This window comes from Microbacterium oxydans, assembly GCF_006540085.1.
GTDB classification, from domain to species: Bacteria; Actinomycetota; Actinomycetes; order Actinomycetales; family Microbacteriaceae; genus Microbacterium; species Microbacterium oxydans.
The window spans coordinates 134,304-150,917 of record NZ_BJOG01000009.1; the positions used below are offsets into that span (position 1 = coordinate 134,304).

The following is a 16,614-nucleotide window of genomic DNA, read 5'->3' on the forward strand; positions in this document are numbered from 1 at the left end:
GGCAGGCCGAAACGGAGACGACCCGGCATCCGGGCGGCGCGCCCACACAAGACACGCCGGCGGATGCTCGGGTCGTCTCCGTTTCGGCAGGAAGGAGGAAGGGCAGGAAGAGGGAGGAGGGGGGTCAGCCGCGCATGGCGACACCGCGGCGCCAGTAGCCCATGAAGGCCACCTGGCTGCGGTCGATGCCGAGGTCCTTGACCAGGTGGCGACGCAGCGTGGTGACCACGCCGCTCTCCCCCGCGATCCAGAAGTAGCGTTCGGCCGGAGCGTCGGCCGTGGCGATGTCCTCGCCGAGACCGGAGTACTCCGGCGTCTCCCACAGCAGGTCCTCGCCGTCGATGTCCTTCACCCGGATCTCGTCCGCAGCGTCGGCGTCTCCGAGGTAGCCGAGCACGGCGGGGATCAGTCGCAGCCCGTGCGGCTCGCCGGCATCACGGGGAAGCCAGTGCACCTCGACCCCTGAGGGCACGTCGATGCGCAGGATGTCGGCAGGCGAGGGCACCTCGATGAAGGCGACACCGCGCAGGTCGCGAGGCGCATCTTCCAGGATGCGGGCGATCGCCGGAGCAGCCGTCTCGTCGCCCGCGAGCACGACCGATACCGCGGTACCGGGGGCGAACTCGGCCCCTCCGTGCGCGTCCACGTCCACGCCACGACGCGGACCGACCAGGTACAGCTCCTGCCCGACCGCGGCCTGGCTCGCCCACAGGGAGGCCGGCCCGGTCAGACCCGGCTCGAGGTGCAGCACGAAGTCGACGTCGACCTCGGTCCCGGTCTCGTCGTCGACCCGCAGCTCGCGCACGGAGTAGGTGCGCATGGACCCGCGCTCCTCCTCCGGCACGGCGAGGAAGGCCTGCCACCAGTTGTCCGACGTCCGGTCGAGGTCGGGCAGCACCCCGGACGCGGGCGGGAAGACCAGCTTGATACGGCTGTCGAACACCTCGCCCGGTGTGCCGAACTCGCTCAACTCGTCTCCACCGAAGGTCACCCGCACGAAGGAGGGCGAGATACGCGCGACGGCCCGCACCTCGGCGCGGGTGAGGATGTAGGTCGGGCGCTCGGTCGTGGTCGTCTCAGCGGACATGGTGCCTCCCGATGGGTGTGACCATCGGCTTGCCGGAGACCGGATCGATGGTGATCTGATTAGCGAGGCCGAAGACCTCTTCGACGAGTTCGGCGGTGACGATGTCCTGCGGCGCACCGGTCGCGTGCACCCGCCCGTCCTTCATCGCCACCAGCTCGTCGGCGTAGCGGGCCGCGAGGTTGAGGTCGTGCAGCACCATCACGATCGTGGTGCCGCGCGAGACGCTCAGGTCGGTGAGCAGGTCGAGCACCTCGACCTGGTGGGCGACGTCGAGGAAGGTGGTCGGCTCGTCCAGCAGCAGGATGTCGGTCTCCTGCGCGAGCGCCATCGCGATCCACACGCGCTGGCGCTGACCGCCCGAGAGCTCGTCGACGCTGCGGTCGGCGAGATCGGAGATGCCGGTCGCGTCGAGGGCGTCTGCCACCACCTCGTAATCGTGCGTGCTCCAGCGGGCGAGCATCTTCTGATGCGGGTGCCGTCCGCGGCCGACCAGATCGGCGACCGCGATGCCCTCCGGCGCGACGGGCGACTGCGGAAGCAGCCCGAGGATGCGCGCGACCTCCTTGGTCGGGCGTGCGTGCACCGACTTGCCGTCGAGCACGATCTGCCCGTCGCTCGGCGACAGCAGACGGGCGAGCGAACGCAGCAGCGTCGACTTGCCGCATCCGTTCGCTCCCACGATGGTCGTGATGCGGCCGGGGGCGATCTGCAGGTCGAGACCGTCGATGATGGTGCGGTCGCCGTAGGCGAGCGTGACGCCCTCGGCGGACAGGCTGTGCGAGACGGTCAAAGCGAACCCCCGGAGCGGTTGGTGCGGATGAGGAGATAGATCAGGTACGGCGCACCGACGACGCCGGTGATGACTCCGACGGGGTAGCGGGTTCCGAAGGCGAACTGGCCGATGAGGTCGCCGGCGAGCACGAGCAGAGCCCCGACGAACGCCGACGGCAGGAGCAGGTTCGCGCCTGGACCCGTGATGCGCGCGGCGATGGGCCCCGCCATGAACGCGACGAAGGCGATGGGCCCGGTGGCGGCCGTCGCGAATGCGAGCAGCGCGACCGCACCGAGGATCAGCAGCAGGCGGGTGGCGTTGACGCGGATGCCGAGTCCCGCCGCCGAATCGTCTCCCAGCTGGAGCGCTCCGAGTGCGCGGCCCTGCGACAGCATCAGCGGCACGATGATCAGCGCGGCGATCGCCATCGGCAGCACCCGCTCCCACGACGCGTTGTTGAGGCTTCCGGTGAGCCACTGCATCGCGGTCTGGATGTCCCAGTTCGCCGCGCGCGACAGCAGGTAGGAGATGACGCTCTGCAGCATCGCCGCGATGCCGATCCCGATCAGGATGAGTCGTGTGCCGGCGAAGCCGCCCTTGATCGAGAGGAGGTAGATCACGAAGGCCGTGACCACGGCACCGACGAGCGCGAGCAGCGACACGACCGGCCCGTTGACGGAGAGCACGATGATGCCGAACACGGCTGCAGCTCCGGCGCCGTTGGAGATGCCGATGATGTCGGGCGAGGCGAGGGGGTTTCGCAGCATCGTCTGGAAGCAGACGCCCGCCATGCCGAAGGCGATGCCGGTGAGCACGGCGAGCACCGCGCGCGGCAGCCGCAGGTCGCCCACCGTGAACGACGCCCCCGGCACGGTCTCGCCGAGGATCACGCGGATCACCTCGTCCGGCGTGTAGAACGTGTTCCCCACCATGAGAGCGACCGCGAAGAGGGCGAGGACCAGGACGCCGAGCACGATCGTGGCGATCGCGTGACGACGGTGGCGCGAGCGTCGGCCCGCGACGATCCGCGTGATGCGGGCGGAGGCGGACTCCTCGCCGCGTTCGAGGGTGTGCTCGGTGTGCTCGGTCGTGCTCACAGCTCACGCACCTTCTGCCGACGGACGATCCAGATGAAGAACGGCGCTCCGATGATGGCGGTGATGATCCCGACCTGGATCTCCTCGGACGACGGGGCGATCACGCGGCCCACGATGTCGCTCGCCGTCAGCAGGGCGGCGCCGGCGATGGCCGAGAACGGAAGCAGCCAACGGTGGTCGGTCCCCACCAGCATGCGGCACACGTGCGGGATGATCAGCCCGACGAATCCGATGGGCCCGGCGATCGCGGTCGCGGCCCCGGCGAGGATCACGGCGCCGAGTGCCGAGATCATGCGGGTGCGGAACACGTTCTCGCCGAGACCCTTGGCCATCTCGTCGCCGAGGGCGAGGGAGTTCATGCCCCGCGAGCACAGGAAGCAGATGAGGGCGCCGACGGCGAGCACCGGCGCGGTCAGGGCGATGCGCGGCCACTCCGCTCCGCCGACGCCGCCGATCTGCCAGGACTGGAACGTCTGCAGCAGGTCGACGCGGGGCAGCATCACGGCGCTGATGAGCGAGGCGAAGGCGGCCGATGTCGCCGCCCCCGCGAGTGCGAGCTTGAGAGGTGTCGCTCCCCCGCGCCCGAGCGAGCCGACCGTGTAGACGAAGACGGCGGCGACGCCGGCGCCCAGGATCGCGAAGGCCATCTGCCCGTAGGGGTCGGCGAGTCCGAAGAAGGCGATGCCGCAGACGACCGCCAGGGAGGCGCCGTTCGAGACGCCGAGGATGCCGGGGTCGGCGATCGGGTTCCGAGTGACCGCCTGCATGGTCGCTCCGGAGAGGGCGAGTGCAGCGCCGACGAGGAGGGCGAGCACGGTGCGCGGTATGCGCTTCACGATCGCGGCCTCGGCGATCGTGTCGGTGTGGCCCGTGAGCGCGGCGACGATGTCGTCGAACGAGACCGCGCGCACGCCGAAGGAGATCGACAGGACGCTGAGGACGACGAGCACCACCAGCCCGACGAGGAGCCAGATGGTTCGCACCAGCACCGGGCGCCGCAGGTCTGCGGCGCCCGGTTCTGGTGCGATGACGGTTGCTGAGGTCACTGAGCATTCACTCCGCTGCTGCGGATGGAACGGCTACTTGGACAGCGGCGCGGCCAGGAGTGCGAGGTAGTCGCTGAGTCCCCACGGGATCGACAGCGGCGACGGGTTCGCGGAGGCCGCGATCGGGGTGGCGTCGGGAAGGACGGCGATGCGTCCCTCGGCGATGGCCGGGATCTTCGACAGCAGCGGGTCGGCCTGCAGCAGCGGGATGATCGACTCGTCGCCATACGTGATGAACAGGTCGACGTCGTCGAACTTCTGCGCCTCTTCCGCGCTGACGGTCAGGTAGAACTGGTCGCTGTCCTTGTTCTCCTCGACGATCGAGGGGAACGGCAGGCCGAGGTCGTGGAGGTAGCCGGGGCGGGTGTCGATCGCCGTGTAGTAGCCGATCTGGCTGAGATCGGTCGGGTCGATGTAGGAGAACAGGACCTTCTTGTCCTTGAGCACGCTGTTCGCTTCGAGGGCCTTCTGCGCGTCGGCGTCGAGCTGCTCGATCAGGGCCTTACCCTCCTTCTCGAGGCCGAGGGCCTTGGAGTCCATCTCGATCATGTCGTCGACCGAGGTGCCCCAGGCGACCTTCGGGTAGGCGATGACCGGGGCGATCTTGGAGAGGGTGTCGTACTCCTCCTGCGTCAGACCGGAGTAGGCGGCGAGGATCACGTCGGGCTCGGTGTCGGCGACGGCCTCGTAGTCGATACCGTCCGTCTCGTCGAACAGCACCGGCGTCTCGGCACCCAGCTCGTCGAGCTTCTCCTCGACCCAGGGCAGCACACCGTTGTCGTCGTCGTCGCCCCAGGCGGCCTTGCTCATGCCGACCGGAACGATACCCAGCGCCAGCGGCACCTCGTGGTTCGCCCAGGCCACGGTCGCGACGCGCTCGGGCTTCTCGGTGATCGTGGTCTCGCCGTAGACGTGCTCGACGGTGACGGGGAAGGCGTCGTCGGAGGCGGGGTTGCCGCCGGCGGTCGAGGTCGACTCCGGCGCGGAGGATGCGCAGGCGGATAGGCCGATGGCGAGCGCGGCGGCCGCGCCGATGGCGAGGATTCGAGAGGTGCGCACAGGCGTTCCTTCGGTTCGGGGTGAGGGGGCGGCACGGGTGATGCGCCCAGCCTTTGGTAAGCCTGGCCTAATCTAACACGGAGGTTAGGTGATCCTCACCCTGAGATTCCCCGTTCGAATCGCGCGAATGGAAGTGAACTGCCGCCGGATGGAACCATCCGCGCGATTCGAACGGCGGCAGCGCACGAAAAAACCGGCCGGACCCGTGAGGGTCCGACCGGTTTCAGGAAGTCAGCGCGCGCTCAGAGAGCGCGGATGTTCGCCGCCTGCATGCCCTTGGGGCCACGCTCAGCGTCGAATTCGACCTTCTGGTTCTCGCGGAGCTCCTTGAAACCGGAGCCGGCGATAGCCGAGTAGTGGGCGAAAAGGTCGTCCGAGCCGTCATCGGGAGCGATGAAGCCGAAGCCCTTTTCCGCGTTGAACCATTTCACAGTGCCAGTGGCCATGTGTTTCTACTTTCTGTTGACTTAGCCGTTTTCACGGCCTACGCCGAACCGGAACATCCGAGACGCGCGCACTGTCACGCTACCACGGCAGGCTCCGCCGCAGTGCGGGGCTGGTCATTCTTCTTCAGGAGAGCTGCTTCGGTGCGTGTGCTCACGCCGAGCTTGCGCAGCACGGCGGACACATGCACGCTCACGGTCTTCACGCTGATGAACAGGCGCTCACCGATCTGGCGGTTGCTCAGGCCTTCGGCGATGAGCTCGAGCACCTGCCGCTCCCTCGCGGTGAGCGGGTCGGTGCTCGACGCTGACACCGCGTCTCCCCTCAACCCCGCGTCTGTGGCGAACCGGGAGACGGCGGACTGGAGCTGAGCGTTGCCGAGAGACTCCGCGAGGGCTTCAGCCTCGGCGAGCACAGCGCCCGCAGCGATCCGGTCTCCTTCGCGGACCAGCACGCGTGCCTGCTCCAGACGGAGGACGGCGCGGAAGATCACCGGCACGTCCTCCCCCTCCGCGCACCGCAGCGCCTCGGCGAGAGCGTCAGGGTGCGGGTCGAGGAGGGCGTCGAGGATCGTCTCCCATGCGTCGTGCTGCAGCTGCGCCGGTTGGCTGGACCACGCGGCACGGATCGCGGTGGACGCCCCCGAGACGTCGACTCCTGCCGCCCGCAGCTCGGCGATGATCGCGCCTCCCTCCAGCAGCAGACGACGCTGGTGCAGCAGCGCCGGCTCATCGTTCTCCAGCATCTCGAGGATCGTATCGAGCGCCCCGCGGAGGTCTCCTCGACTCTCGGCGACGGCGACGATCATCATCACGCGGTCGTACCAGATCTGCCTTTCGGAGACGCCCGTCTCCTCGAACGCGGGAAGCCAGGCCCGCAGGAGCTCTGCGGCCTCCGCCGACCGCCCGCGCCACGCCAGCACCCGCACGCGCGTCATGCTCATGTACATGCGGAACACGCGCAGAGTCCCCTGCACGAAGTCCCGCGACAGCATCTCCTCGACCCGGTCGATCTCGCCGAGCTCGAGCAGGGGGACGACCATGTTCTGCGCCATGATCGACCCCGAGGTGCGTTCGACCCTGAGTTCGCGAGCGCGCCGCAGCCCCTCCTCTGCGACCTCGACGGCCTCTCGGTAGCGCCCCAACAGCGTGAGCAGGTCGGAGTAGTTCACCCGATAGCGCATCTCGGCGTTGGAACCCGTCGCGAGCTCACGCGCACGCTCGTACTCGCGCACGCCTTCGTCGATGCGACCCAGGTGCGCCAGCGAACCTCCGCGCACGTTCGCGGCGATCGACAGCTGATCCGTGGATTCGGCTCCGGCCGCCCCGCGCTCGGCTTCGTCAGCGAGCCGGATCGCCTCCTCACGATCGCCCGCGATCATCCGGCGGCTCGCCAGCTGGTTGAGCAGTTCCGCCCGGAACACCTCATCGCCGATCCGCTCGTCGGCGATCGCGAGAGCCTGCTGCAGCAGCGGGATGGCTCCGAGGCGCCCGAGGTTGACGAGATACAGCGCCTTGTTGCGGAGGAGGCGAGCGTGCAGCCGCGGATCGACCGTCTCCGGGTCGACTTCGGCGAGCGCGACGTTGGCCACGGCGAGCGCCCGTTCACCATCACCCGCATTGCGCAGGATGGAGCCGAGCACCAGCAGCAGCTCGAGACGCTCGATACGGGCCGCGTCTGCGGGGTCGGGCACGAGCGGCCAGAGCTCCAGGGCCAGCTCGCCGAAACGGGCGGCACTCGCGAACGCGTACTGTCCCTTCGCGTGACGCATCGCGTCGGCGGCGGCGACCAGGGCCCTCCGATCGTCCTGCGCCAGCTGCCAGTGGTACGCGAGCGCGGCGGCATCGCTGGAATCGGACCCGGCGCACTGCGCTTCGAGCGCCTCGGCGTATGCGCGGTGCAGTCGCGCCCGCTCGCCGGGGAGCAGGTCGTCATGCACGGCTTCGCGCAGCAGAGCGTGCCGGAAACGGTAGTCGTCGTCGCCGACAACGAGGATGCCGCTGCGGGTCGCCTCGCGGATCGCTTCGTCGAGCCGCTGCTCCGGCAGCTCGACCAGGCTCGTGATGAGCGGATGCGAGAGCGGGCGTTCCGCACCGGAGACGACCTGCACGACGTGGCGCGCGTCGTCGCCGAGGCGATCGAAACGAGCCAGCAGCAGATCACGAAGGCCATCGGGGAGCGGGCCGTTCGAACATCCGGCGATCTCCTCGATGAAGAAGGGCACGCCCTCGGCCCGCTCCTGCATGCGGTCGAGCGCACTCGCGGTGAGCGCACGGCCGGTGATCTGCTCGGCCAGCTCCCGCACGGCGGTCTCGTCGAGGCGGCCCAGAGTGAGGCGCTCGAGCAGCCGGGCTCTGGTGGCCTCGCCGATGAAGCGGCTCACGGCATCGCCACGACGCACGTCGTCGGTGCGGCAGGTGAGAAGCAGCAGGATGCGGCCGCGGCTGAGGGCCCGCAGCAGGAAGGAGAGGATGGCGAGAGTGGACTCGTCCGCCCAGTGCAGGTCTTCGACCACGAGCACCTGAGGGGCACGTTCGGCAGCCGCTTCGATGAGTGAGGCGATGGCGTCGCGCAGACGCTCGGGGCTGGTGCGATCGCGGTCGGTCGGGGAATCGACGAGCTCGGGGAGCAGCATGCCGAGAGCCTCGACACCCACACCCACCGACTCTCGCACCCGGTCGACACCCATGCGCAGCACGATCGAGCGGAGGATTCCGGTGAGGGGACCGTACGGCGTGCGCGAAGCGCCGAGGTCGAGGCACCACCCCACGTGCACGTCGGCGGTCGGTGCGATCTCGGTGGCGAACTCCCGCAGCAGCCGCGACTTGCCGATACCCGCCTCGCCCTCGACGAGCAAGGCTGCGGGGATGCCGTCGCGCACGCCCGCGAACGATCGACGCACCTCTGCCAGCTCGGCCTCACGGCCGACCATCGCAGCGCTCGACGCGAAAGGGGGCATGGACTCATCGTCCCACCCCCGACCGACATTCGGGTCCGTCGGATGTGCGCTGTGCGCGATGGTTCTGCTCACTGCGCGTGCGCCGCCGCTGCCGTGTCGCACGCGGCCGTGACCCGCGCCTTCCCCGGCGTCGTCGCTGCCGAGTCGCCCGCCGAGCGACCGAACGCGTGGCGAAGCATCCGCCGGATCGCTCCTTCCGGCCGCGGCACGATCTGGTCGGCGTGCTCGATCAGGGAGAGGCGCCTCGCAGCGGCGCGCTCCATCTGCTCCTGGTCATGCCTGGTGAGCTGCTGGTGGAGATAGGGGTGCTCGAACATGGGGTTCTCCTCGACGGTTCGCTGTATCCCTACACTCCGCTCTGAGGTACCCCCGGTACATCGGACAGATGCCCTATCTTTCGCCCGGCCCCGCGCCCGCCCGCATCAGCCGCAGACGCCCGGATGGTCGAGACCTGGCCGGCACCAGGATCGCGAGCACACGCACGAGTGTCGCCATCCACAGCAGCCCGAGTCCGACGACGATCGCCTCGACCGCAGTGGTGGAGTACACGCCGAAGGGCACCCACAGGACCAGCGCGATCACGACCAGCAGACCCACACCGACCGAGGTGATCGACAGCGCGCGAGGATGTCCAGGGACCCTCGCGACCGTGGTGGCAGCGGCCGCGGCGAACAGCACGAGCGCGCCGAGAGCCGCGATGTCGTGCGGAACCGGCACGCGGTGCAGCGGCAGCAGCCCGACGGCGGCGAGCGCGATCCCGGACGCCGCCCACAGCGCCACGACGAGGGCGATGCGGGAGAGCACGGCGTCGCCGAGCATCCGGTGCAGGTCGCGGCCGATGTACGAGCCGACGGTCGCGACGAGCAGACCGGCGACCACGAGGGTGCCGTTGAACGCCCATCCGACGCCGAGCTGGGAGAAGTTCTGCTCCCACCAACGCGGATCGGCGGCGGTGACCATCGCGAAAAGCGTGCCGATCACGAGGAAGCCGAACAGGAGCGCAGCGAGGGCGGACGTGCGCAGGTCGATGCCGGCCCCGAACGCGAAGCGCCCGCCGACCGCCGCGGCCACGCCGGTCAGGACCCCGCCACCGACCGCCGCGAGCTGCAAGCCCTGGAGACCGGCCGCCAGCACCTCTGCCGCGAGCAGCACCCCCATCACGGTGACGGCCCCGAACGCGATGGTCAGGGCTCCGGTCGAGAGATCGGACACCACCGCCTGCCACCGCGGCATCGAGGCGGTCTCGCCGCGGCGGTGCACCAGGGTGCTCGTGAGGAACGCCCCCGCTGCGATGCCCCCGGCGACCACCGCCGCCGGCATCGCGAGCGCACCTTCCCCCGTGAGCGGGCGCGCGTCACCGCCCAGCACGAGCATGCCCGCGACTGCACCGACCACGAAGCAGAGCGCGGTCGCCCAGATCGCCCTCGTCTCGCCGCGCAGCTTCGCGTCGTGCTCCATGCGCCCATGCAAGCACGCGCCTCGGACGGGCGGAACCCCACCCGTCCGAGGCGTGCGGCGGGGACGTCAGGCGGCCAGGCGCCCCACCGCTCGAGCGCGGATCAGCACGGCCGTACCGTCGGAGTACGCGACGGGCAGCTCCTCCACCGCGACGACCTCGATCGTCGCCGGGTCGGCACCGGCGAGTCGGGCACGCTCTGTCGCCTCCGCCGCGGCATCCGCCCGAGAGGCCCGCTGGTCGGCGGAGTCCTCGCGGTAGATCTTCTCGATCTGTCCGGCGACCTCGCCGAGGGCGGCGCCGACCGCGTTGGCAGCCCCGAAGTGGTCGGGACGGATCAGCTCGGCGACGCCGTCGAGCACGGTCGGGGCGATGATCCCCCCACCGCCGACCAGGATCACCGGGACGGGGGCGGCATTCGGCTTCATCCGGTCGATCGAGTCCTCCAGGATCGCCCGCATCGCGCTCCAGGCCGCCGCTCCTACCGTTGCGGGGACGACGGGCGCGTCGATGCCGTCGATCGCAGCCCCGCCGACCGCCAGGGCGACGTCAGTCGCCGTGAGCGTGGAGCCACCGAAGGCGAGGCCCTCCTGCGGGAGCCGATAGCCGACGCTGTCCGGACCGACCGTGGCACCCGCCGGGGTCCCACGGATGATCGTGCCGCCGCCGAGGCCGACCGAGAGCACATCCGGCATGCGGAAGTTCGTGCGGATGCCGCCGATCTCGACCGCGTGCGCCGACTGGCGGGGGAACCCGTCGACGAGAACGCCGATGTCGGTCGTCGTACCGCCGATGTCCACCACGAGGGCGTCGGTGGCACCCGAGAGGTGCGCGGCTCCGCGGATGGAGTTCGTGGGCCCGCAGCCGATGGTGAGCACGGGGAACTCGAGCGCGTACTCGAGCTGCATGAGAGTGCCGTCGTTCTGGCCGAAGTACGGCGTGGCAGGGATGCCCCGGTCCCGCAGAGCCGCGACGAAGCCCGCGGCCATCTGCCGGAGCGTCTGCATCAGCGCGGCATTCAGCACGGTCGCGTTCTCGCGCTCGAGCAACCCGAGCGAGCCGATCCGTGCCGACCGCGAGACCGGGACGCCGAGCTCCTCGACCACGACCGTGGCGACGCGTTCCTCCTGGCTCTCATCGATGGGGGAGAACACGCCGACGACGGCGACCGCGTCGACCTCGCCGCGCATCTTCCGACAGGCTGCGCGCACCGCCTCCTCGTCGACAGGGGAGAGCACGCGGCCGTCGACCTCGAATCCGCCGGCCAGCAGGTGGACGTGCTCGCCGATCGCCGCCCGCAGATCGTCCGGCCACCCCTCCAGGGGAGGGACAGCCGTGGTGGCCGGTGCCCCGAGGCGGAGGATGCCGACGCGGCCGAGACCGCGCCGTTCGACGATCGCGTTGGTGCAGTGCGTCGTCCCGAGCATCGCATGGCCGATGAGCGCGGCGTCGACACCCGAGGCCGCCAGCACGGCGTCGATCGCAGCAGCCACGCCATCGCCCGTATCGGCCGTCGTCGGACGCTTGACCGAGGCCACCACCTCTAGACGCTCGTCGAGGATTACGGCGTCGGTGTTCGTGCCACCGACGTCGATGCCGATGCGATACCTGCCGGCCATCACGCGACCTCCCCGTCCGTCGTGCGCGCAGCGGACCGCTGTGCGATGTCCTCCACCGGAACCCACTGCACGTCGTAGCCGAAGTGAGCGGGTCCCGCTGTCTCCAGACCGATCGGCGTGCGCCACTTCTCGTGACTGGGGATCGCGATGACCGCGACCCGAGCGCCGTAGCGCAGGGACTCGGTCGTGATCGGCATGCCCGTGGCCAGGTCGAGCACCGCGATCAGGTCGGGAGTGACGGCAGCCAGCACACCATCCCTCCGTCCGAGCAGCATCTCGTTCTGGAAGTCGAGCCGGAACGCGCTCCCCCGGTCGTCGCCGACACCGACGAGCTCAGCCGCACCGCGGGTGAAGCCGCCGTCGACGGCGCGCTGCAGGTCGGCGACCTTCCCGTCGAACAGCCGCACGGCGTCGAGGTCGGCACACAGGGCGTCGATGCGCTCGTCGTCGCGCAGCTCCCTGCCGGCCGCATCCCGTCCGCGCAGGATACGACCGATGCGCTGGGCCAGCCCGAGCGTGCCAGGGATCGCGCACTCGCGCACCACGTCGCCGCCGTACGCGTAGTCGATCATGGTCGCCCCTCCGCCCATCTCGACGGTGACGGACCGCGCGATGCGCTCCGACCATGCACCGTCGACAGGACGGCTGACCACTTCGTTGCCGTGATGGTCGACGAGCACTGTCGTTCCTGGTCCATAGCCGGCCAGGTGGAAGGTGACCATCTGCGCCTCGGGGAAGGCACGACCCATGGCGTCGCCGTCGACCACCGGCAGCCCGGCGAGGGCGGCCGCGGCGATCGGGATCATCGAGTTGCCTCCGCCGACCTCGATGGGCATCACGGCCGTGGGCGTGCGACCGACCGCGCGTTCGATGGCGTCCAGCGCCGCCCTGAGCTCGGACTCGGCCTGGATGCGCTCCACGCTCACCGATGGCGCGCCGATGCCTCCGATCGGGATGACGAAGTCGTCGTCGGTCAGCTCATCGACCGCGAGCAGTCGTACGGGTCCGTGCAGGCGGATCAACCGCTTGGCCATGAGCGATCCCACGTGCGGGTCTCCTCCACCACCGGTGCCGAGCACGGCGGCCCCGAGCGCGATCTCGTCGATGTCGGCCTCGGTGATCATGGGCGTCGTGACGACAGCGCTCATGCGATCACCTCGTCCGTGGCCGGAGCCGGCGCATCGGGAGCGACGCGGCGGCGAAGCGGAAGCAGCACGAGGTACGCGACGAAGCCGACGAGCAGTCCGTCGAGGGCCGAGATCGACGTGAGGGTGAACCATCCGAAGCCGGGTCCGTCCGCCGGGTTCGTGGTCGCGACCGCCACGAAGATGCCGACCACCCAGGCGGCGATCGACCAGCCGTCGACCATCGGCACGGTGGCGCCATGGGCCCAGCGCACCGTCTTGCGGCCCGTGAAGAACGATGCCAGGTACACGCCGCCGTAGGGGGCGATGATGGTGCCGATGACGAGGATGAACTGCACGAAGTAGTCGGCGGCCCCGATCACACCGACGACGATGCCGATCACGCCGAGCACGACGGTTACGGTGCGTCGGCTCAGCCGCTCGCTGATCGACGCGAACGAGAGACCCGCCGAGTAGAGGTTGGTCGTGTTCGTTGTCCACTGCGCCAGGATCAGCACGATCACCGCGACGCCACCGAGGCCGAGCGCGAAGAAGATCGCCATCAGCTCGGTGCCGTCCATGATGCGGGCGAGCAGGATCGCGACGACCAGGATGATCGAGTTGCCGAAGAAGAAGCCGACGAAGCCGGCGATCATGGCCTGTCTCGGGGTCTTGGCCCAGCGCGCCATGTCGGGGGCGAGCACGACGCCCAGGATGAAGATGCCCATGACGAGCGAGACCGCGCCGCCGAACGTGAACGTCGCCTCGACCGGAGCATCGAGCCCCGCCGCACCGTTCACCGTGAATGCGACGATGACGCCGACGATGAGGAGCAGGAGCAGCAGCGGCACGGCGAGGGTGCTGAGGCGGTTGATCGAGCGGTAGCCCCAGAACGCGGTGATGGCCATCAGCACGCCGCCGATCGCCGTGAACACCTGCACGGGCACATCGATGCCGGTGAACTCGGCGAAGGCGATCTGCGCGTTGGCGCCGAAGAAGCCCGCCTGCACGGCGTACCAGCCGACGAGGCTGACGGCGATCGCCAGGGCGAGGATCGCTCCGCCCACCCGGCCGAACACGGCGCGCGAGATCATCGCGGTGGAGAGTCCGGTGGCTGCGCCGACGTACGCGCATGCCATCGCGAGCAGACCGAGCAGGAGCGAACCGAGCATCGTCGCGGCGATCGCCGGCCAGAAGGCCATTCCGGATGCGAGCGAGACGCCGAGGAACGCCCCGGAGAGGTCGATGCCGATCGCGATCCACACGGTGGCGATCGACAGCCAGCTCTTGCGCTGGTCCTGGGGCACGACGCCGTGCTCGTAGTCGGTGGTGGTCATCATCATTCCTTGGGATGTGGCCCTGCGAGTGCGTCGGCGGGGATTCGGGTTCCCGGAGTGCGGACGCCTCGCAGGGCGGGTCGGGGGGGGCGGCTCGCGGTGCGGCCGGGTGACGCGGTGCCGGAGGGAGCTCGTGGCTCCCTGCCGGCGATCGTCGAGGGTCACCGCATCTGTGCGGCAGGGTTCATCGGGAGAGGATCGTGGAAAGGTGTCGCCAGGCCTGGTCGAAGCGCTCGCGGTAGATCTCCGGCGTGTAATGGGTGAGTTGCAGGAACAGACCATCCATGACGACGAACACCAGCGCGGTGAAGCCGTCGGCATCGCCGGGGACGAAGGCCCCAGCCGAGACGCCGTCGTCGTAGGTCTCGCGCACGGCTGCAGCCAGGGTCGACTCCGAGTCGAGGAAGATCTGACGCAGCTGCTCGCCACCGGGCCCGTACTCGGAGACCGCGGCCCTGAGGCTGAACTCCGCGAGGTCGGGACGGTCGCGGTAGTACGCCTCGATCCCGCCCAGCAGGTGCTGCAGACGAGCGAGCGGCTCGAGGGTGCTGCTGCTGCGCACCAGCTCGTCGAAGAAGGCGGTGTGCTCGACCGAGACCGCGGCGTACACCTCCGCGTACAGCGCCTCCTTGCTCGGGAAGTGCGCGTAGAGCGAGGGGGTCTTGATCCCGACGGCCTCGGCGATCTCGCGCAGGCTCGTCTCCGCGTAGCCCTGGCGCGCGAAGATCGTGCGTGCTTCCGCGAGGATCGTTGCTCTGGTCATGTGAGTGCCTAACGACTATTAGTTAGGCAGAGCGTAACCCCGCACCTCCTGGTTCGCAAGACCGAGCCCGACATCCTCCGACATGGAGAAGGCCCGACGGCTGAGCCGTCGGGCCTTCTCTGCATCTGATCTCCGGTCAGGCTTCCACGTCGCCGCGCCATGAGCCGGTCTCGACTCCGCGGCCCTCGATGAACTCCTTGAAGTTCTCGAGGTCCTTCTTCACGGCGTGTCCCCCCACGCCGACCAGCGAGCCCAGCTTCTCGAGCAGTCCCTCAGGTTCCCAGTCGAGCTGCACCGTGACCCGCGTCGAGGTGTCGGTGAGCGTGTGGAACGTCACCACGCCCGCGTGCTCGGTCTCGCCTCCCGTGCTCTTCCACGCGACACGCTCGTCCGGGTGCTGTTCGGTGATCTCGGCGTCGAACTCGCGAGTCGCGCCACCGACCTTCACCTTCCAGTGGGTGTGCGTGTCGTCGATCTGGGTGATCGATTCGACCTCGTCGAGGAACTTCGGGAAGCTCTCGAACTGCGTCCACTGGTTGTAGGCCGTGCGGACGGGAACGTCGACGTCGATGGTCTCGATGATCTGCACCATGGGATGCTCCTCACTGTTCGTCGTTCGTGTGATCCCATTCAGCCGCAGATCGCGGGGATCGGCGACGGGGTTGACATCCGCCGCCGGTTCCCCGACATTCCGGTCGACGCGCGATGGGCGATCCTCAGCCGACCCGTAGCGGCACTCCCCGACGCACCGACCGGCACGACTAGCGTTGAGGTCATGCGCATCCCCGCCGCGATCCGTGCCTCACAGCGCTCTCCGCTGCTGCAGGTCGTGAAGTCGGCAGCCGCGACCATCGCCGCCTGGCTCATCGCCGGATGGGTTTTCCCGGCGCAACTGCCCGTCTTCGCCGCGATCGCCGCCCTCCTGGTCGTGCAGCCCAGCGTGAACCAGTCGCTGTCGAAGGCGCTCGAGCGCAGCATCGGGGTGATCGCGGGTGTCGTGATCGCCGTGGCGCTGGGTCTGCTGCTGGGGTCGCCGAGCTGGATCGTGCTGCTCGCGATCGTCGTCGCCATGCTGGTGGCCTGGATCTTCCGCGCGTCTCCAGGCACAGGGAACCAGGTCGCGATCTCCGCGATGCTGGTGCTGGCTCTGGGGTCCTCCAGCCCGGAGTACGCATTCGCCCGCATCGTGGAGACGCTGATCGGCGTGGTGATCGGCATCGTCGTGAACGCACTCATCGTGCCACCGGTGCTGGTCGCACCCGCCCGCCGGGATGTGGGCCTGCTGGGCCGCGAGCTCGCCGCGAGCCTCGACCGCCTGGCCGACGCGCTGCCCGAACCGCAGACGCCCGCGAGACTGCAGGAGCTGATGCTGGAGGTGCGACTGCTGCGTCCGATGAAGGAGGCGGCGGAAGCCGCGATCGCCGCGGGAGAGGAGTCGCTCACCCTGAACCCGCGGCGCTCGACCCACCGCGCCGACCTGCGCGAGCTGCGGGCACTGCTCGACCGGCTCTCCCCCATCGTCACGCAGACCATCGGCATGACCCGCGCGTACTTCGACCACTACGACGACACGATCGGCGAGGAGCCGGCGGTCACGGCGATCGCCGAGCAGCTGCGGCGAGCCGGCCACGACGTGCGTCTCGCCGTGCAGATCGCGGAGGCGCTTCCGGAGCCGGACGACATGACGTCGACGATCCCCGCCCTCACCGCTCCCCTGGTGATCCGTCCGCCGTCATCACAGCACTGGATCCTGATCGGGTCGCTCATGGAAGACCTCCGTCGCATCCGCGGCGAGCTGGTCGACGAGGACTGAGCGGTCTTCGAATCGCGCAACGGGGTGGTATCCGGCGC

Annotated in this window: 15 protein-coding genes; 1 reads left to right on the forward strand and 14 read right to left on the reverse strand. The window is 69.5% G+C overall.

The window, feature by feature from the left end:
- Positions 1 to 124: 124 nt before the first annotated feature.
- The 14 genes from MOX01_RS17260 to MOX01_RS17325 all read right to left on the reverse strand — a co-directional run bounded on the left by MOX01_RS17260 (position 125) and on the right by MOX01_RS17325 (position 15,355).
- Complete coding sequence (locus MOX01_RS17260) at positions 125 to 1,087, reverse strand: siderophore-interacting protein (protein WP_141370743.1); 963 nt, start codon at positions 1,085 to 1,087, stop codon at positions 125 to 127.
- Positions 1,077 to 1,877, reverse strand: a complete 801-nt coding sequence (locus tag MOX01_RS17265; protein WP_045262087.1) for an ABC transporter ATP-binding protein — start codon at positions 1,875 to 1,877, stop codon at positions 1,077 to 1,079. The genes MOX01_RS17260 and MOX01_RS17265 overlap by 11 nt, the downstream gene beginning before the upstream one ends.
- Positions 1,874 to 2,956 carry a FecCD family ABC transporter permease gene (locus tag MOX01_RS17270; RefSeq protein ID WP_058632017.1) on the reverse strand — a complete coding sequence of 361 codons (1,083 nt, stop codon included), beginning with the start codon at positions 2,954 to 2,956 and terminating at the stop codon, positions 1,874 to 1,876. Before MOX01_RS17270 ends, MOX01_RS17265 begins: the two co-directional genes overlap by 4 nt.
- Entirely contained in the window at positions 2,953 to 4,002 is a 1,050-nt protein-coding gene (locus MOX01_RS17275; RefSeq protein ID WP_141370745.1) for a FecCD family ABC transporter permease, read from the reverse strand. Before MOX01_RS17275 ends, MOX01_RS17270 begins: the two co-directional genes overlap by 4 nt.
- Before the next feature lie 33 nt (positions 4,003 to 4,035).
- Complete coding sequence (locus tag MOX01_RS17280) at positions 4,036 to 5,061, reverse strand: iron-siderophore ABC transporter substrate-binding protein (RefSeq protein ID WP_061016188.1); 1,026 nt, start codon at positions 5,059 to 5,061, stop codon at positions 4,036 to 4,038.
- Positions 5,062 to 5,303: 242 nt separating this feature from the next.
- A complete protein-coding gene (locus tag MOX01_RS17285) occupies positions 5,304 to 5,507 on the reverse strand; it encodes a cold-shock protein (protein ID WP_017831237.1) in 204 nt (67 codons plus the stop codon).
- 74 nt (positions 5,508 to 5,581) lie between these two features.
- Positions 5,582 to 8,464 carry a helix-turn-helix transcriptional regulator gene (locus tag MOX01_RS17290; protein WP_141370747.1) on the reverse strand — a complete coding sequence of 961 codons (2,883 nt, stop codon included), beginning with the start codon at positions 8,462 to 8,464 and terminating at the stop codon, positions 5,582 to 5,584.
- A gap of 68 nt (positions 8,465 to 8,532) precedes the next feature.
- Positions 8,533 to 8,781: a hypothetical protein gene (locus MOX01_RS17295; protein WP_141370749.1), complete on the reverse strand. Its 249-nt coding sequence runs from the start codon at positions 8,779 to 8,781 to the stop codon at positions 8,533 to 8,535.
- A 73-nt stretch (positions 8,782 to 8,854) separates the two neighbouring features.
- Positions 8,855 to 9,922, reverse strand: a complete 1,068-nt coding sequence (locus MOX01_RS17300; RefSeq protein WP_141370751.1) for a DUF998 domain-containing protein — start codon at positions 9,920 to 9,922, stop codon at positions 8,855 to 8,857.
- A gap of 66 nt (positions 9,923 to 9,988) precedes the next feature.
- Positions 9,989 to 11,539, reverse strand: a complete 1,551-nt coding sequence (locus tag MOX01_RS17305) for a hydantoinase/oxoprolinase N-terminal domain-containing protein (protein WP_141370753.1) — start codon at positions 11,537 to 11,539, stop codon at positions 9,989 to 9,991.
- Entirely contained in the window at positions 11,539 to 12,687 is a 1,149-nt protein-coding gene (locus MOX01_RS17310) for an S-methyl thiohydantoin desulfurase family protein (RefSeq protein ID WP_046746881.1), read from the reverse strand. The genes MOX01_RS17305 and MOX01_RS17310 overlap by 1 nt, the downstream gene beginning before the upstream one ends.
- Positions 12,684 to 14,000 carry a cytosine permease gene (locus tag MOX01_RS17315; protein ID WP_230977980.1) on the reverse strand — a complete coding sequence of 439 codons (1,317 nt, stop codon included), beginning with the start codon at positions 13,998 to 14,000 and terminating at the stop codon, positions 12,684 to 12,686. The genes MOX01_RS17310 and MOX01_RS17315 overlap by 4 nt, the downstream gene beginning before the upstream one ends.
- Positions 14,001 to 14,184: 184 nt before the next feature.
- On the reverse strand, positions 14,185 to 14,763 hold the full coding sequence (locus MOX01_RS17320) for a TetR/AcrR family transcriptional regulator (RefSeq protein WP_052748621.1): 579 nt from the start codon (positions 14,761 to 14,763) through the stop codon (positions 14,185 to 14,187).
- 136 nt (positions 14,764 to 14,899) lie between these two features.
- Positions 14,900 to 15,355, reverse strand: a complete 456-nt coding sequence (locus MOX01_RS17325) for an SRPBCC family protein (RefSeq protein ID WP_046746883.1) — start codon at positions 15,353 to 15,355, stop codon at positions 14,900 to 14,902.
- Between the two features lie 183 nt (positions 15,356 to 15,538).
- Here MOX01_RS17325 and MOX01_RS17330 point away from each other — a divergent pair, with 183 nt between their 5' ends.
- Positions 15,539 to 16,576, forward strand: a complete 1,038-nt coding sequence (locus MOX01_RS17330; protein WP_141370757.1) for an FUSC family protein — start codon at positions 15,539 to 15,541, stop codon at positions 16,574 to 16,576.
- The last annotated feature ends 38 nt before the right edge of the window (positions 16,577 to 16,614 follow it).